This window comes from Amycolatopsis nalaikhensis, assembly GCF_030264295.1.
In the GTDB taxonomy this organism is placed as follows: Bacteria; Actinomycetota; Actinomycetes; order Mycobacteriales; family Pseudonocardiaceae; genus Amycolatopsis; species Amycolatopsis nalaikhensis.
Map to the genome: position 1 here is coordinate 1,984,032 of NZ_CP127173.1, position 21,106 is coordinate 2,005,137.

The window sequence follows — 21,106 nt, forward strand, 5'->3', positions numbered from 1 at the left end:
GCCAGGACATGGGAACGAACCTGCCCCGCTCCACGACGGCGAACGAGCGGCTGCACCGGGTCATCCCGGGTGGTGCGCACACTTACGCCAAGGGCTCGGACCAGTATCCCGCCGGGATGGCTCCGGTCATCTCCCACGGCCGCGGCGGCCACGTCTGGGACGTCGACGGCAACGACTACATCGAGTACGGCTCCGGGCTGAGAGCGGTGAGCCTCGGCCACGCGCACCCGCGGGTCCTGGACGCGGTCCGCGGCGAGCTGGAGAAGGGCAGCAACTTCATCCGCCCGTCGATCATCGAGGCCGAAGCGGCCGAGCGGTTCCTGGAGAACGTGCCGACCGCCGACATGGTGAAGTTCACCAAGAACGGCTCGGACGCGACGACGGCCGCGGTCCGCCTCGCGCGCGCGGCGACCGGCCGCAAGCTCGTCGCCAAGTGCGCCGACCACGCGTTCTTCTCGACGGACGACTGGTTCATCGGCACCACCCCGATGAACGCGGGCATCCCGGACGAGACGACCGAAGCGACGGTGTCGTTCCCGTACGGCGACCTGACGGCCGCGGAAGAGCTGCTGCGGCGGCACGACGGCGAGATCGCGTGCATGATCCTGGAGGCGGCCGCCGCGGTGGAGCCGCCGCCGGGGTACCTGGCGGGCCTGCGCTCGCTGGCCACCCGCCACGGCGTCGTGCTGATCTTCGACGAGATGATCACGGGGTTCCGCTGGTCGGCCAACGGCGCGCAGGGGCTCTACGGCGTCACGCCGGACCTCTCGACGTTCGGCAAGGCCCTCGGCAACGGCTTCGCGGTGTCGGCGCTCGCGGGCAAGCGCGAGCTGATGGAGCTGGGTGGCCTGCACGGCGACGGCGAGCGGGTGTTCCTGCTGTCGACGACGCACGGCGCGGAGACGCATTCGCTGGCCGCGGCGATGGCGGTGATGGACGTCTACCGCGACGAGGACGTGATCGGCCGCCTGCACGCACTCGGCGACCGCCTGGCGGCCGGCGTCCGCGAAGTGGCTGCCGACATCGGCGTGGCCGACCATGTGGTGGTCCGCGGCCGGGCGAGCAACCTGGTGTTCGCAACGCTGGACGAGCACGGCGAGCCATCCCAGCAGTACCGCACGCTGTTCCTGCGCGAGCTGATCGCGGGCGGCGTACTGGGGCCATCGTTCGTGGTGAGCGCGGCGCTGACGGAGGCCGACATCGACAAGACGGTCGACGTGGTGGCCCAGGCGTGTGTCGTGTATCGGAAGGCCCTCGACGCCGGGGATCCGACACCGTGGATGGGCGGGCGGCCGGTGAAGCCGGTGTTCCGCCGCTTCGCCTGACCGCCCCAAGCGCCCCAATGTGGCCTTCGGTGCGTCACACGCACCCAAGGCGGCCTTCGGTGCGCCAGACGCAACCAAGGCCGCCTTGGGGCGCTTGAGGTCCACCCGACCGCCGCGGTCGGGCGCGGCAGGCGACCAGTGAAGCCGGTCATCCGGCCGCCTCGCCTGACCGACCCAAGCGCCCCAATGTGGCCTTCGGTGCGTCACACGCACCCAAGGCGGCCTTCGGTGCGTCAGACGCAACCAAGGCCGCCTTGGGGCGCTTCAGGCCCGCCCGACCGCCGCGGTCAGGGCGCGAACGTGCTCCCCGCGTCCTGACCGTACGTCGGCCCGGTCCACTCCGCGGCCGGGACCACCGTTGCCATGTCGACCACCGTGAACCACCACGGCCCCGCGTACCGGTTGGCGTGCCAGTGGTTCCCCGCCGTGTGGACGATGTCGCGCTGGATCACGTCCCCTTTGTACGGTGACCACTCCGGCACCGTGCCGACGTTCGCGAACAGCCCCATCCGCCCGCACCGCCGCACCGGGCAGCCACCGACCGCCGCCGGGTCGAACGTGAACTCGTTGTCGTGGATGTCCAGTTCGGACGTCCACCAGCGACAGTCGCGGTACAACGGCTCCGATGAGATCCCCGGCGGTGCACAAGACGCCGTGTTCGACGGACCCACGATCCGCGTGCAGTCGGACGTCGTCGACGCCGGGGAGTTGCAGAAGCGGTCCGCGTTGGCCCACGCCACGATGCCGTCCCAGTTGTTCTCCAGCCGGTTGCCGGTCACTTCGAGCTTCGCCGTCCGGGCCGGGATGCGCCCTTCGCCGCCCGCTTCGGACAGGTAGATCGCCCCCACCGGGAACGGGTCGCCCGCCTCCACCGCCCGGCGGCCCGCCACCCAGCCGTTGCCGCGCAGGTCGTTGCCGCGGATCGTCGCGTTGTACGAGATCTCGTAGAAGATGCCGACGTCGTCGTTGGCCTCGATGACGTTGTCCTCGATGAGGAAGTCGTTGTCGTTCGTGTCGGCCCAGATGCCCGGGCCGTGGTTGTGGTGGACCCAGTTGCCGCGCACGTCGGCGCCGTCGACCGCCCAGAACTTCATCGCTCCCGTGCAGCCGCAGCCCGGCACCTTGGTCTCCCAGTCGGCCGTGTTGTTGCCGGTGAACTCGTTGCCCTCGACCACGAGCCCCCGGATGCCGTTGCCCGCCTGGTACGCGTTGAGGCCGTACTGGCCGTTGTCGCGCAGGCAGTTCCCGGTGATCCGGTTCTCCGCGCCCGCCATCAGGGCCGCGCCGTCGTTGCCCGCCAGGGTGTTGTGCTCGACGAGCCAGCCGTTCCCCGAGTCGTGGTTGACCACACCTTCGTCACGCGGGGCGGCGAAGCCGGTGACCGTCAGGTACCGGATGGTGACGTCCTTCGCGCGGCCGGTGAACGCGTACCGGTTGTCGTGCTTGCCGTCGAGGACCGCGCCGGGCGCGCCGACGAACGTCGTGCCGTCGGCCGGGGAGATCTGCGAGTACTCACCCGGCGTCAGCGTGTGCGTGCCGGGCGCGAACCAGTACGTCGCTCCCGGGACGGCGAAGTCGACGCCCGTCGCGGACCCGGCCGGGACGACGACCGCGCCCGACGGCGGCGTCGACGGCCCCAGCAGAGCGTCACTGCCGCAGATCCGGGCCGTGTCCGCCCACGCGGACGGCGCCGCGGCGACCCCGGCGGCGAGCACGAGCACCACCAGCGACCACAGCTTTTTCCCCGTCACGCGGAAAACTCTACGGCCGCGGAAATGGCCGGCGGCCGGGTTTCACCCTTTCGAGCACAGTGTCCACAATGGCCCCGGTGGCGGTGACGACGGCGAGCGCGACGCAGAAGCCGCCGAAGGTGTCGGAGAGGTAGTGCACCCGGTCGGAAACCTGCGACCACGCCATCGCCACGGCGAAGAGCAACGCGGGCGCCAGCACCACGGCGGTCCCGGCGAACCGGCCGAGCTGCCACCGCGCGGCCAGGAACAGCCCGAGGACGACGCCGATCGACGTCACGAACGCCGTGTGCCCGCTGGGGTAGGACAGGTTGTCGCCGTTGATGAACCGGCCCGCGATCGGCTTCGCCACCGTCGTCAGCACACCGGTGCCGACCGGGCCCGCGACGACCAGGACCAGGAACCGGGTCTGCCCGGCCCGGCGGAACAAGAACGCGACCAGCAGAACGAGCACCGCGGCCGGGCCGGGGTCGCCGACCGACCCGATCACCCACGCCACGGCGTAGGCGACCGGCGGCTCGATGCTGCCCTTCAAAGCCGAGTAGGCCGATTCGTCCAGCGGCGTGCCGAGGGTGTGCCCGTGGAACAGGATCCCCAGCACCACCGCCGTCACCGCGGCGGCCACCGCGAGGACGAACAGCGGCACCCGCGCCGCACGGGGCACGACCGGGAGGGCGTCACCCGTGCGCGTCACGGTTCGATCATACGGGCGCACGGCCGCCGGTCAGCTCCAAATGTCCTGGTGCACGTTGAAGATCACGCGCGACCCCTGCCGTTCGAGCTGGATCGGCAGCTCCTTCATCCCGGACAGCCGCTCGCGGACCGCGTGCTGGTGCTCCAGCGGGCACGTCACGAGCAGGAAGCCGCCACCGCCGGCCCCGGTCACCTTGGCCCCGGACGCCCCGGCCGCGAGCGCCGCTTCCACGGCCTCGTCGATCTGCGCGTTCGACACCCCGGACGCCAGCGCGCGCTTGGCGTCCCAGCTCTTGCGCAACGCCGTGCCCAGCGCGCTCACGTCCAGCGCGCGCAGCCCGTCGGCCGCTTCGCCCGCGAGGTCGACGAGCTGTTTGAGCTGGGGCAGGCGGTCGCCGACGTTGGCGGTCTGCTCGCCGAGGATCGTGTTCGCGCTGCGGGTGATGCCGGTGTAGAAGAGCATCAGCTCGTCCTGCAGCTCACGCCACTGGCGGCGCGGCAGCTCGATCCGCTCGACCTCGGTGTCGTCGCCCGGCCCGAAGCGCAGGTCGCACAGGCCGCCGTAGGCCGCCGCGTACTGGTCCTGCTTGCCGATGGGCTTGCGGCAGCGGTCGATCTCGATCGCGCACGCCCGGTCGGCCAGCTCCTTCGCCGTCACCTGGCGGCCCTGGTAGGCGAACAGCGCGTGCAGCAGCCCGACCGTGACCGAAGAGGACGAACCAAGGCCGGAGCCCGCCGACGGGATGTCCGCGAGCGTGGTGATCTCGACGCCGCCGCGCACGCCGGTCATGTGCATGGCCTCGCGGACGAGCTCGTGCTCGAGGTCCTCGACCCGCGAGACGATCTCCTTCTTCGAGTAGTTCACGTAGATCTCGTCGTCGAACCGCTGCTTCACGACGACGTAGATGTACTTGTCGATCGCGGCGTTGAGGACGCGGCCGCCGTGTTCGCGGTAGTACACCGGCAGGTCCGTGCCGCCGCCGACGAGGCCGATCCGCAGCGGGGTGCGCGTGATGATCATCCTGCTCGCCTCTCCCAGTGGTCCCGCGCGCTGGCGAGCGCCGCGGGCGTGCCGATGTCGAGGAAGTACGCGTCGCCGATCGAGACCGTCCGCGCCCGGCCGACCAGCCGGGGCAGCAGGTGGTAGCCGATGTCCCGCGGCGGCGGGCCGATCAGGTCGAGCACTTCCGGGGTGAACGCGTACATCCCGGCGTTCGCCAGGTCGCTCGGCGGGTTTTCGGGCTTCTCGAGGAAGGCGGTGACGACGCCGTCGCCGTCGACCGTCACGATCCCGCACCGCGACGGCTCGTCCGCGTGGAACACCGAGAGCGTCGCCGCCGCGCCACCGGCGGCGTGCGCGTCGATGAGCGTCCGGAGGTCGAAGTCGGTGAGGTTGTCCGCGTTGAGGGCGAGGAAGCTCTCCTCGTTCTCGACGAACTCGCGGTTGGCGGCCAGCGTGCCCGCGCTGCCCAGCAGCTCGCGCTCTTCGACCAGGTGCACCACGGGCCCACCGTGGCGGTCCGCCAGGTGCTCGCGGACCAGCGGGGCCAGGTGGTGCAGGTTGACGAGCACCTCGTCGACGCCCGCCTCGGCGAGCGCGTCGAGCCAGATGTCGAGCATCGGACGGCCGCCGACCGGCACGAGGCACTTCGGCAGCCGGTCGGTCAGCGGCCGCAGCCGCGTGCCGAGCCCGGCGGCGAGCAGGAACGCCTTCATCCGCCGGCCTTCCGGACGACGCCGAGCGAGCGCATCTTCGCGTTGGCCTGGCTGAGGATCTCGTCGAGGCCCGGCATGTCCCGCAGCCACTCGGCGTACTCGGCGACGGACTCGGCGGGCGAGCGCTGCGGCTTCCAGCCGAGCCTCCTTGAGCGCGTCGATGTCGGAGAGGATGTGCCGCGTGTCGCCGAAGCGGTACTCGCCGCTGACCACGCCGGGCTCCGAAGAGCCGTACTGCCGCTGGACGACGGCGGAGAACTGCTGGGTGGTGTAGGCCTCGCCGCCGCCGACGTTGAACACGCGGCCCGCCGCGCGCGGGTGGGTCAGCACCAGGACATTCGCGTCGACGACGTCGTGGATGTTGACGTAGTCGCGGATAGCCTGGCCGTCTTCGTACAGCGTCGGCGCGCTGCCGAGCAGGTAGTGCAGGTTGAAGATCCGGCAGGCGCCGGAGTAGGCGTTGTACACCGACTGCCGCGGGCCCTGGACGATGCTGTAGCGCAACGCCACCGTCGGGATCCCGTACCGGCGCCCGAGGTTCACCGCGACGACTTCCTCGCCGTGCTTGGACATCCCGTACGCGTTCTGCGGGTTCGACACGCGCTCCGGCGTCGGCAGCATCGTGAGCTCGCCGTCGCATTCCGGGCACCGGACGTCCCAGTCGGCGACCTTCAGGCGGCTCTCCGGGCGCATGCCGGGCGTCTGCTCACCGTGCTCGGGACACCAGTAGAGCCCCTCCCCCATCGCGGCCTGCGATGAGGCGACGACCACGCGCGAGATGTCGAGCTGCTCGGCGACGATGATTTCGTAGATCATCGCCGTGGACGTCACGTTGACGTCGGTGAACTTCGCGAAGTCCGGCAGGTAGTCCTGGTAGGCAGCGAAGTGGTAGACGGCGTCGGTGCGGCGCAGCAGGTTGCGCACGAGGTCGCGGTCGCGGACGTCGCCCTCGAAGAAGTCGACGCCGGGCGTGAGGTGGTTCGGCTTGCCGTCGCGGTGGACCGGCGAGACGAGCGCGTCCAGCACGGTGACCTCGTGCCCGAGCGCGACGAGCCGGTCGCACGTGTGCGAGCCGATGAACCCGGCGCCGCCGGTGACCAGGATTCTCAACGTCCACTCCGGAGTGCGTGTACTTCGCGGTAGACGGCCAGGGTTTTCTCCGCGGTGGCCGCCCAGGTGAACTCGCCCGCCCGCTCGGGGCCGGCCTTGCGCAGGCGCTCGTTCTCGGGCCCGCAGGCCTTGACGATGGCGTCGGCGATCGAGTCGGCGTCGGCCGGGTCGGCCAGCAGCGCGGCGCCGCCCGCGGTCTCCGGCATGGCGGTGACGTTCGACGTCACCACCGGGCAGGCCGCGGCCATCGCTTCGAGGATCGGCAGGCCGAACGTCTCGTTGTGCGACGGGTACACGAAGACGTCCGCGGCCCGGTAGAAGTGCACGGTCTCGGCCAGCGGCACCCCGCCGACCCACAGCACGTCGTTCCCGATCCCGAGGCTGTCGGCGAGTGCCTTGAGGCTGCCGACGTATTCGGTGTCGCGGCCCGGCCCGACCACGACCAGCTGGCGGTCACCGAGTTCGGCCTTCGCCGCGGCGAACGCGCGGATCAGGCCTTCGCAGTTCTTGTACGGCCACAGCGAAGACACGAACAGCACGAACTGCTTGCGCACGCCGTAGCGGTCCGCCACGTGCTTGAACGCCTCGTCCCGGTCACCCGGGTTGAACAGGTCGTGGTCCACGGCCTCCGGGATCAGCCGGATCTTCGCCGGGTCGATGTCCAGGTAGCGCTTGGCTTCTTCGACGAGGCTGTCGGAGTTGAGGATGACGGCGTCGGCCTTCTCCACGGTGCGCGGGTAGCTGAACTGCCGGTACAGCCGGGCGCCGCGCGAGATCGCGTCGGGCGTCGTGTAGGCGTGCAACGTCTTGATGTGCGCGACCAGCCCGGGCGCCGACTTCACGATCGGGGCCATCAGCGTGTTCAGCACGTCGATGCGCCCGAGCGGCAGCCGCACGGGCGAGAAGAGGTGCTCCGACAGCGTCCGCAGGTTCCGCTTTTCGTTGGACCACGGGAAAGTGATGTACTCGACGCGGTCGCCGTAGCCCTGGTGCGTCGGCTTCGACTTCGGGCTCACCAGCAGGTGGAACGACTCGTCGTCGTCGAGCCGCTTGGCCATCTCCGGGATGACCCGCGTCCAGAACCAGTGCGCGCCCGACGGGTTGAACGGGTCGTCCGTCAGCAGGTTGATCGCGACGCGCATGCGGTCAGAACGTCTGGGTGACAACGGCATCGGGGGTCATCCTCGCTTGTCGGACGTACTGGGCCAGCAGGTGCATGCAGCCTTGGTGGACGTCTTCGATCACGCCGTAGTTGACGGAGTCGACGTGCACCGAAACCGTCGCCTTGGTGCGGGCCGGGCCGCCTTCGAAGCCGGTGAACGCGATCGTCGGCACCTCGTGCGCGGCGGCCCAGTCGAGCGCGCGCACGATGTTCGGCGACCGGCCGGACGACGAGATGACGATGAGGACGTCGCCGGGCCGGGCCTGGGACTGCAGCTGGTACTCGAAGACCTGCTCGTACCCGAGGTCGTTGGCGATGGCGCTGAACAGCTCGACGTTGGTGGACAGGCTGTGCACCCGCGTGGTGAGCCCGGTCCCGTTGCGGACGCCCTTGAGGTGGTCGCACTGGAGGTGGTTGGCGATCGAGGCCGAGCCGCCGTTGCCGCAGGCGAAGATCGTCGCGTCCCGGTCGTGGGCCGCGGTCAGGACCTTGGCCGCGCGGCTGATCTGCTCGAGGTCGACCGTGCCGAACGCGCGGGTGATCTCGTTGACGTACGCGCCGCCGTAGGAGTCCGCCCGGTGGAACCGCGCCGAGGGGAACTTCGGCACCCCGGCTTCGGTGGTGTGCCCGGGCGGTGCGGTGAGGTCCTCGCTGCCGAGGATGACGCGGACGGCGGCCGCGAGGTCAGGGTAGGTGTCGACGCCGTGCACGGCCGAGCTGGGCGGGCCGACGTGCAGGGCGCGGGCGCCGACGGCTTCGGCGAGCCCGACGTCCGACGGGCTGTCGCCGACCACCCACGACGCGGTCAGGTCGAGGTCGAGGGCCTGCGCGGCGGCCAGCGCCATGCCGGGGCCCGGCTTGCGGTCGGCGCTGGGGCGCGCGAACGCCGGGATGATCCCGTCGGTGTGGTACGGGCAGAACAGCCACAGGTCGACGTGCGCGCCGTGCCGGGCGAGCTCGGTGATCATGTGCTTGTGGACCTGCTCGACGTCTTCGATGCCGTAGTAGCCGCGGGCGACGCCGGCCTGGTTGGTCACCACGGCCACGGGCAGCCCGGCGCGGTTGAGCGCGGCGATGGCTTCGATCGCGCCGTCGATGAACTCGACCCGGTCGACTGAGCCGACGTACCCGGTGTCGACGATGATCGTGCCGTCGCGATCGAGCAGCACTCCTGGTCGGCTCACGGTTCGACCGCCTTTCCGTTTCGGCAGGATGGAACCGGGGCAGCCCGGTGCTCGAAGAATGGGTGTCGCGACAATGAGGTCGTCCTGGCCGGGGGCATCGTTACGTCACGCCGCTCGGGTGCTCGGCGCGCACGGAAACCAACGCGTCGCGGTCGGGCGAAGGCGCCGCGAGCAGCCAGGAAGCGAGCGCCAAGTGGAGCAGATACGGCGAAGCGTCGCCGAGTCCGGCTTCCGTGTAGGACGCGAGCAGGCAGTAACTGATGAGGAACAATGCGCACGCCCGCGCCGGTGACGGCGGCCGGGAAATCGCGGCGACCACGAGCGTCAGCAGGAAGAGCACCACGATCACGACGCCCATGTAGCCCTGTTCGTGGTAGACGGCGAGCCAGCTGTTGTCGATCGGCAGGCCGTCGAAGGACTTGTTGGACAACCCCGTGCCGAACGCCTGCTCGTACCAGGTGCGCGGCAGGTCCAGCAGGCGGTCCCACACCTTCGCCCGGCCGGTGAGGTTGGTGAAGTTCTCCTTGTCCTGCCCGCGCAGCAGCCAGGCCTGCAGGAACGCGCCGAGCAGCACCACCCCGGCCACCGCCACCGCGATCGCCCAGGCCAGCACCTTCCTGGCCCGCGCGTTGGTGAGCAGCATCGACAGGCCGGCCACCGCCAGGCCGGCCACCAGGCCCGCGGTCGCGGTGCGCGTGTGGGTCAGCACGAGCAGTACCGTCGCCGGGCCGCAGATGAGCGCGACGCTCCGGCCGGTGGTGAGCTTGTTCAGCCACAGCAGGATGGTGAGCCCGATCGCGATCGCCGCGTACTGCCCGACCTGGGTGGCCGTGAGCGGCCACAGCACGCCGAAGAGGCGTCCGTCGTTGATCTCGGCCAGCGCCATCCCGGGTGCGACGACGAGTCCGATCGCGACGGACGCCAGCAGCGCGCACAGCACCCGCACGTGGTGCTTGACGAAGTGCAGCACGTTGTCCATCCACGGGCTGATCAGCCAGAGCGTGCCGATGAAGAGGCCGAACCGGGCGCACCGGAACAGCGCGCCCCAGCCGGACTGCAGCCGCACGCTGCTGGCCAGGCTGCCGACGAGCAGCAGGGTCAGCAGCAGCAGGTAGGCGCTCGGCCGGAACTTGAACCGCGGGTTGACCGCCAGCGCGAGCACGAAGGCGAACCCGACCGAGGACATGGTGAGCATCTGCAGCACCGAGCGCGGGATCGGCAGCACGGACGCGCCGAGCGAGCCCAGCGTGTTGAAGACCAGCAGGGCCCACACGAACCGGATGACCCGGAGGGTCTGCGGGGTGCGCGCCACGTCCGTCGCGATCCTGCCGTAGGTCATCGGAACCCGCCTCCGGCTTCGAACGTGCTGCCCTGGTCCTGCTGGTAGGGCACGCCCTGCCAGCGGCCCTGCTCGACGACCCGGCTGGCTTCCTCGGTCACGAACGTCCAGGGCCCGGCGTAGCGGTTGTCGTGCCAGCGGTTGCCCTGGTGGAAGGTGATGGCCCGCTCGACGGCCTCGGCCTGGTACGGCGACCACTCCGGCACCGTCCCGTAGTTGGACAGCAGCCCCATCCGGGCGCACATCTCGCGGCAGTCGAGCACCGAGGGGTCGACGGCGAACCGGTTGTCGTGGATGTCGACGTTCTGGGTCTTCCACCGGCAATCAGTGCGCAGCGGCTCGGTCGCGATGGCCGGTGCCGCGCACTTCGCGACGTCGGGCTGCAGCAGCGTGCAGACGCCGGTCGAGGAGTTGGCCGGGCTGTTGCAGAAGCGGTCCGCGTTCTCCCAGAGCGTGATGCCCGACCAGTTGTTCTCCAGCGTGTTGCCGGTGATTTCGATCTTCGCGGTGCGGGCTTTGACGCGGGGTTCGCCGCCGGATTCGGAAATGTAGATCGCGGCCACCGGGAAACTGTCGTCCTCGGCGACGTACTTCCGCCCGGCGACGACGTTGTTGCCCTTGATCACGTTGTCGCGGATGACGGCGTTGTAGCTGGTTTCGTAGAAGATCGCGTTGTCGTCGTTGTTTTCGATGACGTTGTGCTCGATCAAGAAGTCGTTGTTGTTCGTGTCGGCCCAGATGCCGGGGCCGCGGTTGTCGTGGATCCAGTTCCCGCGGATGTCGGCGCCGTTGACCGCCCAGAGCTTCATCGCGCCGCTGCAGCCGCAGCCTTCGGGGTACTTCTTCTCGACGTCCTCGGCGTTGTTGCCGACGAACTCGTTGCCCTCGACGAGGAGCCCGGCGAGGTCGCCGCAGCAGCCGTTGAGGCCGTACTGGCCGTTGCCGCGCAGGCAGTTGCCCTTGAGCACTTGGCGGGTCCCGGCCATGACGGCCGCGCCCGAGTTGCCGCTGAGGTCGTTGGCCTGGATCGTCCAATCCGGACCGGAGTCGTGGTTGACCGCGCCTTCGTTGTCGGGCGGGACGAACCCGGTGACCGTAAGGTGCTCGACGGTCACCTTCCCCGCTTTGCCGGTGAAGGCGTAGCGGTTGACCTTCTTGCCGTCGACGACCGCGCCGGGCGCGCCGATGTAGTGGTCGCCGTCCTTCGGGGCCACCTGGTCGTATTCGCCGTCGCCCAGGGTGTGCGTGCCGGGCGCGAGCCAGAAGGTGGTGCCCGGCGGGCTGGCCTCGGTCTTGACGAGCAGGTCGCCACGCACGGCGGGATCGACGACAACGGCCCCGGCGGGCGCGGTCGCCGGCCCGGCGGGCACATGCCCGCAAACGGCGGCAACGGTCGGAGCAGGCTCGGGCGCGGACTCGGCCGAGCACCCCCCGACGACGAGCAGCAGCACCCCGAGCACAGCTTTCACGTGAAAGTGCCGCTTGGTGGTCGCCCGGGTGGTCATGACTCGAAGGTGAGGGTCGTGGTCAACGGCTCGGTGGGCGTCGAGGTGCCCGTGCCGATGAGCGACGTCGCGGGCTCGCGCCTGCCGAACCCCGGTGAGTACCAGCCGAGCGGGGGGTCGGTCTCGCCGTGGTGCGCGGTCCACGTCAGCGAACCCGGGAGGACGACCGTGGCCGTCCGGCGCTCGCCGTCGCGGTCCCACGAGAGCCGGGCCTGGGCGCCGTCGAGGTCGACGTGCACCGCCGGTCCGAAGTGGAACGCGAGCCGGACGTCCGTGCCCGCGGCGCGGAGCACCTCGTCGGTGATCGTCAGCTCGTCGCCGTCGAGGTCCACCGTGCGGCGGTGCACCGCGGGCGCGTAGCCGTCGTGGGCCGCGACCCAGCGGGACGGCTGGACGTCCAGGACCTTCGTCTCCGCGTGCCGCGTCCAGAGGAACGGCCCGCCGGACACCGACTGGTCGCGGCCGCCCAGTTGGAGGGTGTTGTGGCCGAGCGTGGACCGGAAGTACGCCCGCCACTTCGGTTCACCGTGGTAGCAGAAGGTTCCGGGGTCGGCGAGGATGTCGACGCCGTCGTGGCGCACCTCGACCGACAGCGCGTCGGCGTGGGCGTGCGCCGCGATCGACAGGAAGCCGTGCGGCCCGCCGTCGCAGCGGGCCCACACCTTGCCGGACCGCAGGATCGTCATGCCCGCGTCCCGCAGCTCCGCCGGACGCCGGTCGGGCCGGACGCCGGTCGCGCGCGGAAGCCGCACCGCGAGCGCGGCGAACAACGGCGTCCGGACGTCCTCGCCGGGGACCGGCGGCCACCAGTCCCGGCGGCCGAAGAGCGCCTCGCCGGTGGCCAGCAGCGACGCCCAGCGGTCGGTTTCCCCGCCGTCGAGGATGAGACCGAAGCCGTCGTCGGCGTCGCCCTGCCGCGGCGGCCGCAGCCGGTTGTCCACAATGGACGCCAACGCGTCGGTCATCCGGAGCAGGACGCCCCACGTGCGCTCGGGCACCGGCTTGCCCGCCGCGTCGGCTTCGAGCGCCGCGGCGAGGCCCAGCTCCAGCACCAGTCCGTGGTACTCGGACGCCAGTTCGGCGTTCAGCCCGGATTCGAAGGTGTTGCGGGCCAGCTGGACGTCGAGCGACCGCATGGCCTCGGCCCGCCAGCGCTCCGACTGCGGGAACCAGCCGAACGCGCACGCCGAAGCCAGCAGCCCGGCGTCCTCGGCGATGACGTGGTTGTTCGCCGACGAGCCGTGGCTGCGCAGCGTCGACAGCCAGTTCTGGTGGTGCCACAGCTGCAGCTGGAAGTCCGGGTTGTCCTCGAACAGCGCGTCGACGCCGGACCAGCCGTCGAGCAGGCGACGGGTCCAGACCCACGACAGCAGCCGGATCCCCAGCTCGATGCCGCTCACCCAGTGCGGCCCGCGCAGCGGCGGGTTCGCCGCCCACCACGACCGCAGGTGCGCGGCGACGCGCTCGGCGTAGGCGTCGGTGCCGGTCAGGGCGTACGCCGCGGCGAGCACGGTGAGGTGCTGGTGACGCGACGGCTCCCAGATCTGCTTGATGTCGCCGACCGTGTCCTCCGACCGGTACGGGACGTCGAAGGCGTAGACGTCGTCAGGCGCGCGGCGGCCGGTCTTCGGGTCGAGGAACCAGTCGGGCTCGACGAGGTCCTCGCGGACCACCCCGAAGTACTCGGCGCGGCCCGCCATCAGCTCGTCGGCCGTGCCCAGCAGCCGCTTGACGGCCTCCGGCGAGGCGCCACTTTCGTAGGGAAAGTGCCGCTTTGCGGCGCAAAGCGGAGCTTTCACGTGAAAGTGCGGGTGTGGGGGCCAGAGGGGAGGCTCGGGGAGCGACGATCGCCACCGCTGTTGGATGACTGCGTGCCGCACGCGGCCGGCGACCTCCACCGGCCCCATCCGGGAGAGCCGGCGCAGGTACCAGCCGGGACCCATCATGCGGGGGCACCCGCCTTCACGGGCAGCTCGATCCGCACCGGCGCCGCGTTCGCGACGCTCGTCTGCGCGGCGAGCGTGGCCAGCGTCGTCGCGGCCAGCGATGCGATCGGGATCGGCATCGGCCCACCCGTGCGGACGGCGTCGAGGAACGCGCCGACCTCGGCGGCCTGGCCCTTGTCGCGGCCCTTCGGGATCCGCGAGCTCGCCCACTTCTTGCGCGAGTAGACCGACGCGCGGACGAAGTCGTCGAACTTGAGGACCTTGCCGTCGGCGGTGAGGTCGAGGGTTTCCTTCGGGAAGCCCGAGGAACCGGTCTCGGCGTAGGTGATGACCGCGGTCGAGCCGTCCGGGTAGCCGAGGGTGACCTGGAGGTCGCCGGTCGCGTAGACCGAGACGGGGTCGGCGTCGAGCAGCCAGCTCACCGTGTCGATGAAGTGCCCGCCCTCCCCGGCGAAGCGGGAGCCCTCGGTGTCGGTCTGGTTGTACCAGCTGCCGTGGTCGAGGCGACCCGCGTTGACCAGGTACCGGACGGTCGCCGGGCCGACGCGCGGGCCGAACTGGCCGCGGGCCTCGTGCAGCAGCGGCGCGAACCGGCGGTTGAAGCCGACCTGGAGGCGGTCGTTGCCGGACTCCTCGATCGCGTCGAGCACCTTCTGCAGTTCCTCGGGCGACAGCGCGAGGGGCTTCTCGACGAACACCGTCTTGCCCGCGAGCAGGGCCCGGCGGGTCAGCTCGGCGTGCGAGCTGTGCCGGGTCACGACGAACACGGCGTCGATCGAGTCGTCGCCGAGGACGTTGTCGATGTCGGTCGAGGCCTCGGTGAAGCCGAACTTGCGCCGGGCGTTGGCGCCGGACAGCGCCGACGTCGTGGCGACGTGCTTCAGCTGGACGTCGTCACGCTCGACGAGGTGCGGCAGCAGCATCGACGACGCGTAGTTCCCGGCGCCGATGAAGCCCAGGCGCACCGGCTGCCCGGCCGGGAGCGCCTTGACCGCGCGGGTCACCGGCGCCACGCGCGCGGACGTCACGACCGGTTCGGTCTTCGCGACCGCCTCCGGATAGCGGAACAGCACCGCGACGGCCTTCAGTTCGCCTTCGTTGAGCGCCTTGTACGTCGAAACGGCGTCGGCGAAGTCCGAGACGTGCGTGATCAGCGGCTCGACGTCGAGGCGGTCGCGCGCGATGAGGTCGAGGACGCACTCGAGGTTGCGGCGCTCGGTCCAGCGGACCTGGCCGATCGGGTAGTCGCGGCCTTCCAGTTCGTACGACGGGTCGTAGCGGCCCGGCCCGTACGAGCGCGAGAACCGGACGTCCAGTTCCTTCTCGTAGTAGGCGTTCCACGGCAGGTCGAGCTTGCACTTGCCGATGTCGATCACGCGGCCGCGGTCGCGCGAGAGCTTCGCGGCCAGCTCCACCGGGTCGTTCGTGTTGCCGCCGGCGGCGAGGTAGGTCTGGTCGACACCCGCGCCGTGGGTCAGCTCGGCCACGGCGGTGTCGACGATGCCGGACGCCGGGTGCGCGCAGGTCAGCGCGCCGAGGCTTTCGGCGAGCTTGCAGCGGTCCGGGTCGGGGTCGACGCCGACGACGCGCACGCCGGACGACGTCAGCAGCTGCACGACGAGCTGCCCGATCAGGCCGAGCCCGATGACCAAGGCGACGTCGCCGATCTGGGGCTCGCCGCGGCGGACGCCCTGCATGGCGATGGACCCGACGGTGCCGAACGCCGCGTGCCGCGGGTCGACGCCCGCCGGGACCGGCGTGTAGAGGTTCTTGGGCACCCAGTTCAGCTCGGAGTGAAGGGCGTGCTCGTTGCCCGCGCAGGCGACGAGGTCGCCGACCGCGACGTCGGTGATTCCGGCGCCGACCTGCTCGACGATGCCGCAGAGCGAGTAGCCGAGCGGGGTGTAGGAGTCCAGTTTGGACGTCACCTTGCGGTAGGTCGCCGACAGGCCGTTCGTGGCGACGCTCTGCATCACCTTCGCGACCTGGTCCGGCCGGGCCTTCGCCTTGCCCACCAGGGACATGCTCGCCTCGGACACCTTCATCATCTCGGTGCCGGTGGAGATCAGCGAGTACACCGTCCGCACGAGCACGCCACCCGGCTTGCAGGCGGGCTCCGGGACATCCAGCAGTGCCAGTTCACCGCTCTTGTAGTTCTGGACTACCTGCTTCACTTCGCTCCCGCCATCGCGTTCCGGTACCAGTACTCAAGGGTCAAGACGTGCCAGAGGTGCTTGCCGCGGTCTTCCTGACCGGCGGCGTCCTCGGCGACCATGCGCTGCAACGCTTCCCGCTGCAGGAAGCCGGAAGAAACGAGCACGCCGTCGTTGACGACTTCCCGCACCAGCGGCGCCAGGTCGCGGCTCATCCAGGCCCGCAGCGGCGCGCTGAACAGGCCCTTCGGCCGGTGCACGATCTCGCTCGGCAGGATGTTCAGCGCCGCGTTCTTCAGCGCGACCTTCCCGGCGCGGCCGACGATCTTCTTGTTCCCGGGGATCTTGAACGCCGCGCGCACGACCTCGACGTCGACGAACGGCGTCCGCACCTCGGTGGACGCCGCCATCGTCGACCGGTCGGTGTAGGTCAGGTTCAGCCCGGGCAGGAACATCCGCGAGTCGGCCAGGCACATCCGGTTGACGAAGTCGTCGAGCGCCTGGTCGTTGTACGTATCGGCGTGCTCGGTCAGGACGTCGTCCACGGAAGCCGCGAGGTCCGGGTTGACCAGATCGAGCAGCTCCGCGCGGTCGTACATCGTGTAGCTGCGCCGGAACGCCGTCTCCTCGGGCAGGCCCGCGAACGACAGGAACCGCTTGGCGAACCGCACCGACCGGTAGCCGCGCTTGGCCGACGCGACCGGCAGTCTGTCCACAAGGGACTCGACCGGCTTGCGCACCGCGCCCGGCACCTTGTGGTAGCGCAAGGCGATGAGGTTCGCGAGGTGCTTGCGGTACCCGGCGAACAGCTCGTCGGCCCCCATCCCCGACAGCATCACCTTGACCCCGGCTTCGCGCGCGGCCGAGCAGATGAGGAACGAGTTGATCGCCGCCGGGTCGCCGATCGGCTCGTCGAGGTGGTAGGTCATCTTCGGCAGCAGATCGAGCACCTGCGGCGCGATCTCGATCTCGTGCAGGTCGACGCCGAACCGCTCGGCGACGATCCGGGCGTACTTCAGGTCGTCGGGCATGGCCTCGAACTTGGCGTCCTCGGCGCGGAACCCGATGGTGTAAGCCGAAATCCCGGGCTGCGACCGTGCGGCCAGCGCCGTCAGGTAGCTGGAGTCCAGGCCGCCCGAAAGGAACGTCGCGACCGGGACGTCGGAGAGCAGGTGCTTGGCCGTCGACTCGGCGATCACCTCGTGCAGGTCGACCTCGCCGTCGAAGGCCGCGCCTTCTTCGGCGACTTCCCGCAGCGACCAGAACCGGCCGCGGTCGACCTGGCCGTCCGGGCGGCAGCGCAGCCAGGTGCCCGGCTGCAGCTTCTCCGCGCCCTGGTAGGCGCAGCGGCTGTCCGGCACCCAGTAGTAGAGCAGCGACGCGATCAACGCGGCGTTGTCGACCTGCAGCGACCCGCCCAGCTCCCCGGCGAGCGCCTTCAGCTCGGAGGCGAACGCGACCCCGCCGTTGCGGCGCACGAAGAACAGCGGCTTGATGCCCAGCTGGTCGCGCACCAGGAACAGCTCGCCGGTGCCTTCCTCGAACATCGCGAAGGCGAACATCCCGCGCAGTTTCGGCAGGCAGTCGGTGCCCCAGCGCCGCCACGCCTGCAGCAGCACTTCGGTGTCGGACGTGCCGCGGAAGCGCACGCCCGCGGCTTCGAGTTCGGCCCGTAGTTCCGGCGCGTTGTACAGCTCGCCGTTGTAGCTCAGCGCGAGGCCGTCGAGCACCATCGGCTGGGCGCCGGTCTCGGACAGGTCGATGATCGACAGGCGCCGGTGTCCCAAGTGGACTTCGCCCGCTCCGGCGCGGTGTTCGTAGCGGCCGGAGCCGTCCGGCCCGCGGTGGGCCAGCGTCTTGGTCAGCCGGTCGGTGAGCGGCCCGCCGTCCGGCCAGAGGTAGGTGCCTGCGATGCCGCACATCTCGGGTGGGGTCCCCTCTTCAGGTCTGGGCGCGGGTCAGGAGACTTCCGCGCTCTGTTCGGGGGTCCGGGTGGCGGAGCCCCCGGCCCGGGACGAAGTCCCGGTTGTTACAGCACTCTTTTCGGGCTCCAAGTCGGCTTCCAGCTCGCCCTTGTGCGCGGGTTCGCCCTGGTCGCGCTTGAACGGCGAGGGCCGCTTCTGCGGCTTGACCGGGGCGAACTTCTTCGTCGGCGCGTCGAGGTGCCCGGGGATGCTCACCGTGCCGGGCTCGGGCGGCTTCGGCTTGGCCAGCGCTGGCGGGACGACCGGCCGGACGGGCGTGAACCGGCGCGTCACGTGCTCGGCCGCGCCGACGCGCTCGGCGACGCGGGCCACCAGCTCGTCGATGCGGTCCTCGTGCTCGACCGGAACGCGGTGCACCGCGGGCGTCAGCTTGGCGCGGCCGCGCAGGGCCGTGTGCAGGCCGTCCCACAGCGTGCCGTCGGACTTGTCGCGCGGGTCCGGGTCGACCAGCACCACGCCGACGACCGGGATCTCCTGGTCGGCCAGCTGCCGGGCGACGGTGTGCAGCCACAGCGTGTTCGCGTGCCCGGCCTTGACGACCAGTACGGTCTCGGCGCCGAGGTGCACCAGGTCGGTCCACGCCGTGCCCGGTGCGACCGTGCCCACGCCGATGCGGTGCTCGCCCGGCTCGGGTCCGGGGTCGCCGGCGCCGAGCACGACGACGTCGCTGTGCGTGGCGGCCGCCAGCTTCCGGACGTCCTCGCCCGGCAGGTCGTCGACGACGCTCGCCTTGCCGTCGGCGGCCAGTTCCCCGGCGATGTCGAGGGCGAGCGCGGCCGCGACCCCGGGGGCGCCGAGCTCCAGCAGCGACACCGGGGCGCGGTCCTTCTTGATCGCGCGGACCAGCGTCGTGGCGACGCGCTTGCGTTCCTCGGTCGCGCGGGACTTCTTGAACAGCCGGGCCGGGAGCGGCAACCGGCTCCGCAGCTGGGCGATCACCGAGGCGCCGAGCTCGGCGGAGATCTCGCCGCGCAGCACCGGCTTGTCCTTCGAGATCGCGCCCACCGCGACGAAGGCCAGCCCGAGGGCCAGGCCGAGCCCGAGCCCGATGCCGCTGTTCAGCGCGCCGGACTTCAGCTTGCCGCTCGGGAGCAGCCGGGCCGCGTCGACGACCTGCGTGCCCGCGGTCACCTTCGGGTCGCCGATCCCGGCCTGCTGGGCCCGGTTGGTGAAGTCGGAGACCTGCGACTGCAACGCGGCGCGGCGGCTGTAGAGCCCCTCGAGGGTGCTCGGGTTGGCCTGGCGGCCCTTCTTCGTCTCGTCGCTGATCTGCTGGTCGACCGTGTTCAGCTCGTCCTGGGCGTTCTTGCGCTGGTCGAGCAGGGCCTTGGCCTGCGCGTCGGCCACCGCCTTGTCCCGCTTCACGTGGTCGGCGATGAAGGTGTCGCCCAAAGCCTTCGCCTTCGCGACGGCGTCCTCGGCGGTCTTCGCCTTGACCGTGATCTGCATGATGTTGTTGCTCAGCCCGAGTCCCGAGTACTCCTTGGTGAACTCTTCGGGCCGTTCCGCGCTGCCGATCGCCTTCAGCGCCTCACCGGCGATCTGGGTCGTCTGGAGCACGGTGACGTCGGTGCGGATCAGCGACCCGCTGTCGGTCGGTGAGTCCTGCGCGTGCGTGACCATCACCGTCACCACCGCGGTGGGCGGCGGCGGCAGGAACATCGTGATCAGCGCGCCGCCGACGACACCCAGCAGCGCGGTGGCCAGCCAGAAGCGCTTCCGGCGGCGGATCGCGACGACCAGCCGGTGCAGGTCGATGAGGGGCGCGGACGAGCTGTTCGGATTCGTCACGGTCGACCTGCCAGGGCTTCGCCGGGCGCACCGGCCGTGGATGAAGGCTCGCGGCCGGACGGCCGGACGGGCGCGGTCACGACCACGCCGGCGAGCTCGCGCCCGGCCTCGCCGCACGCCGCGGCGAGGTCGACGAGCTCCCAGGCGGTCCGGGTGCCGAGGCCGGCCACGACCACGGCGTCGTCGTGGCCGTCGGGCACGAGCGGCCGCTCGGGCGAAACGCGGCAGACCCGGGACGGCACGGCCGCGCGCTTCGCGACTTCGGCGAGCCGCTCGGCGGCTTTCCCGGCGCTCGCGTCGTCTTCCGGCACGAGCAGGAGCACGCCGCGGGGGCCCGCGCCGAGGTGGTCGAGCACGCGGCGGAACCGGATGTCGCGCTGGGCGTCGCCGGTCGGCGCCGCGACCGGCGGCAGCAGCCACGGCCGGTCGGCCCCGAGCAGCCACCGGACGCGCGCGAGCACGCCCTTCGCGTCCTGCCGGTCCGGCTCGGCCAGCTCGACGTCGACGAGGGCGAGCACCGGGGTGCCGAGCGCCGAGCCGATTTCGTCCTGGTGCCGCAGCCGCCGGTCCCGCCGGAAGGCCACGAGGTGGCCGAAGATCCCGGCGATCAGGAACAGGACGGCGCCGCCGGCGACGAAGTGCACCGGCGTCGGCGCGGCCCGGCCGGTGGGCAGCGGCGCGTTGCCCATGGCGACCGCGTTGTGGCTGCTGGCGGTGGTGTCGGCGTCGCCGAGCGCCTTGATCGCCTGGTCCAGCGCCGTCCGCAGCCCTTCGAGCTGGGTGCGGGCCTGGACGCTTTCGACGGTGAGGTCGCCGCCGACGTTCTTGGCCAGTTCGGCGATCTTCTCGGTGGCCTGCCGCACCTGCTGGCGCAGGGCTTCGCGTTGTTCGTCGGCGAGCTGCGCCGAGGCGTCGCCCGAGTTGGTGGCCAGCTGCCCGGAGTACTTGACGTACTGCTGCGCGACCTGGTCGGCCAGCTGCTGGGCGTGCTCGGCGGTGTCGGCGGAGACGGTGATCGTCACGACGTTGCCGTCCGCGGCGGACGTGCTGACCTGCTTCTTCAGGTCGGCGCCGGTGGGGTGCCACGGCAGCTGCGCGGCGGCCCGGTCGAGCACGACCGAGCTGGTCGCGACCTCGGCCTGGGTGAGCAGTTCGTCGGCCTGGCGCGGTCCTTGCAGCAGCACGCTCGACGTCGTCTGGTAGCCGGGCGAGAAGAGCACCGAAGCGCCGAACCCGGTAAGCGCGCCCAGGACCGCGAGGACGGTCAGCAACCGCCAGCGCCGGCGGAGGACCTGCCCGATCAGGGCCAGGCGCACCGTGTCGTCAGTCAACGGCGGATCTCCATTCCTGAGACAGGTACGCCGAACGGCTTTCTCGGATCGGCCGGTTATCCGATCCGTCGTCGGGACGGGGGCATTGGTTACACGTCCGGTGACTTCTTGACCGAAC

Annotated in this window: 14 protein-coding genes; 1 reads left to right on the forward strand and 13 read right to left on the reverse strand. The window is 71.0% G+C overall.

Features of this window, described 5'->3' with window-relative positions:
• Nucleotides 1-8 precede the first annotated feature (8 nt).
• Nucleotides 9-1,325, forward strand: a complete 1,317-nt coding sequence (locus QP939_RS09585; RefSeq protein ID WP_285456270.1) for a glutamate-1-semialdehyde 2,1-aminomutase — start codon at nucleotides 9-11, stop codon at nucleotides 1,323-1,325.
• Nucleotides 1,326-1,612: 287 nt separating this feature from the next.
• On the opposite strand, the gene QP939_RS09590 is transcribed toward QP939_RS09585, so the two are convergent.
• The 13 genes from QP939_RS09590 to QP939_RS09650 form a co-directional block, all read right to left on the reverse strand.
• Complete coding sequence (locus QP939_RS09590) at nucleotides 1,613-3,076, reverse strand: right-handed parallel beta-helix repeat-containing protein (protein ID WP_285456271.1); 1,464 nt, start codon at nucleotides 3,074-3,076, stop codon at nucleotides 1,613-1,615.
• 10 nt (nucleotides 3,077-3,086) lie between these two features.
• Nucleotides 3,087-3,767 carry a phosphatase PAP2 family protein gene (locus QP939_RS09595; RefSeq protein ID WP_285456272.1) on the reverse strand — a complete coding sequence of 227 codons (681 nt, stop codon included), beginning with the start codon at nucleotides 3,765-3,767 and terminating at the stop codon, nucleotides 3,087-3,089.
• A gap of 30 nt (nucleotides 3,768-3,797) precedes the next feature.
• The gene (locus tag QP939_RS09600) at nucleotides 3,798-4,787 is read right to left on the reverse strand and encodes a GHMP family kinase ATP-binding protein (protein ID WP_285456273.1); all 990 of its coding nucleotides are present in this window, start codon (nucleotides 4,785-4,787) and stop codon (nucleotides 3,798-3,800) included.
• Complete coding sequence (locus QP939_RS09605; RefSeq protein ID WP_285456274.1) at nucleotides 4,784-6,592, reverse strand: sugar phosphate nucleotidyltransferase; 1,809 nt, start codon at nucleotides 6,590-6,592, stop codon at nucleotides 4,784-4,786. Before QP939_RS09605 ends, QP939_RS09600 begins: the two co-directional genes overlap by 4 nt.
• Nucleotides 6,589-7,734: a glycosyltransferase family 4 protein gene (locus tag QP939_RS09610; protein ID WP_285456275.1), complete on the reverse strand. Its 1,146-nt coding sequence runs from the start codon at nucleotides 7,732-7,734 to the stop codon at nucleotides 6,589-6,591. Before QP939_RS09610 ends, QP939_RS09605 begins: the two co-directional genes overlap by 4 nt.
• Before the next feature lie 4 nt (nucleotides 7,735-7,738).
• Nucleotides 7,739-8,938: an HAD-IIIA family hydrolase gene (locus tag QP939_RS09615; RefSeq protein ID WP_285456276.1), complete on the reverse strand. Its 1,200-nt coding sequence runs from the start codon at nucleotides 8,936-8,938 to the stop codon at nucleotides 7,739-7,741.
• Nucleotides 8,939-9,038: 100 nt separating this feature from the next.
• Nucleotides 9,039-10,277 (reverse strand): O-antigen ligase domain-containing protein, encoded by a 1,239-nt coding sequence (locus QP939_RS09620; protein ID WP_285456277.1) that lies wholly within the window; start codon nucleotides 10,275-10,277, stop codon nucleotides 9,039-9,041.
• Nucleotides 10,274-11,782, reverse strand: coding sequence for a right-handed parallel beta-helix repeat-containing protein (locus tag QP939_RS09625; protein WP_285456279.1), 1,509 nt, complete (start codon nucleotides 11,780-11,782; stop codon nucleotides 10,274-10,276). Before QP939_RS09625 ends, QP939_RS09620 begins: the two co-directional genes overlap by 4 nt.
• Nucleotides 11,779-13,728: a heparinase II/III family protein gene (locus QP939_RS09630; RefSeq protein ID WP_285456280.1), complete on the reverse strand. Its 1,950-nt coding sequence runs from the start codon at nucleotides 13,726-13,728 to the stop codon at nucleotides 11,779-11,781. Before QP939_RS09630 ends, QP939_RS09625 begins: the two co-directional genes overlap by 4 nt.
• Nucleotides 13,725-15,902 (reverse strand): bi-domain-containing oxidoreductase, encoded by a 2,178-nt coding sequence (locus QP939_RS09635; RefSeq protein WP_285456281.1) that lies wholly within the window; start codon nucleotides 15,900-15,902, stop codon nucleotides 13,725-13,727. The genes QP939_RS09630 and QP939_RS09635 overlap by 4 nt, the downstream gene beginning before the upstream one ends.
• On the reverse strand, nucleotides 15,899-17,803 hold the full coding sequence (gene asnB, locus QP939_RS09640) for an asparagine synthase (glutamine-hydrolyzing) (protein ID WP_285456283.1): 1,905 nt from the start codon (nucleotides 17,801-17,803) through the stop codon (nucleotides 15,899-15,901). The genes QP939_RS09635 and asnB overlap by 4 nt, the downstream gene beginning before the upstream one ends.
• A 36-nt stretch (nucleotides 17,804-17,839) precedes the next feature.
• The gene (locus QP939_RS09645; protein ID WP_285456284.1) at nucleotides 17,840-19,657 is read right to left on the reverse strand and encodes a Wzz/FepE/Etk N-terminal domain-containing protein; all 1,818 of its coding nucleotides are present in this window, start codon (nucleotides 19,655-19,657) and stop codon (nucleotides 17,840-17,842) included.
• Nucleotides 19,654-20,988, reverse strand: coding sequence for a GumC domain-containing protein (locus QP939_RS09650; RefSeq protein ID WP_285456285.1), 1,335 nt, complete (start codon nucleotides 20,986-20,988; stop codon nucleotides 19,654-19,656). The genes QP939_RS09645 and QP939_RS09650 overlap by 4 nt, the downstream gene beginning before the upstream one ends.
• Nucleotides 20,989-21,106 lie beyond the last annotated feature (118 nt).

What these genes read in the sequence shown, in the direction of transcription:
- QP939_RS09625 (WP_285456279.1), bottom strand. Translation starts at nt 11,782, where the DNA reads ATGACCACCCGGGCGACCACCAAGCGGCACTTTCACGTGAAAGCTGTG.
- asnB (WP_285456283.1), bottom strand. Translation starts at nt 17,803, where the DNA reads ATGTGCGGCATCGCAGGCACCTACCTCTGGCCGGACGGCGGGCCGCTC.
- QP939_RS09585 (WP_285456270.1), top strand. Translation starts at nt 9, where the DNA reads ATGGGAACGAACCTGCCCCGCTCCACGACGGCGAACGAGCGGCTGCAC.
- QP939_RS09620 (WP_285456277.1), bottom strand. Translation starts at nt 10,277, where the DNA reads ATGACCTACGGCAGGATCGCGACGGACGTGGCGCGCACCCCGCAGACC.
- QP939_RS09610 (WP_285456275.1), bottom strand. Translation starts at nt 7,734, where the DNA reads ATGCGCGTCGCGATCAACCTGCTGACGGACGACCCGTTCAACCCGTCG.
- QP939_RS09630 (WP_285456280.1), bottom strand. Translation starts at nt 13,728, where the DNA reads ATGATGGGTCCCGGCTGGTACCTGCGCCGGCTCTCCCGGATGGGGCCG.
- QP939_RS09600 (WP_285456273.1), bottom strand. Translation starts at nt 4,787, where the DNA reads ATGATCATCACGCGCACCCCGCTGCGGATCGGCCTCGTCGGCGGCGGC.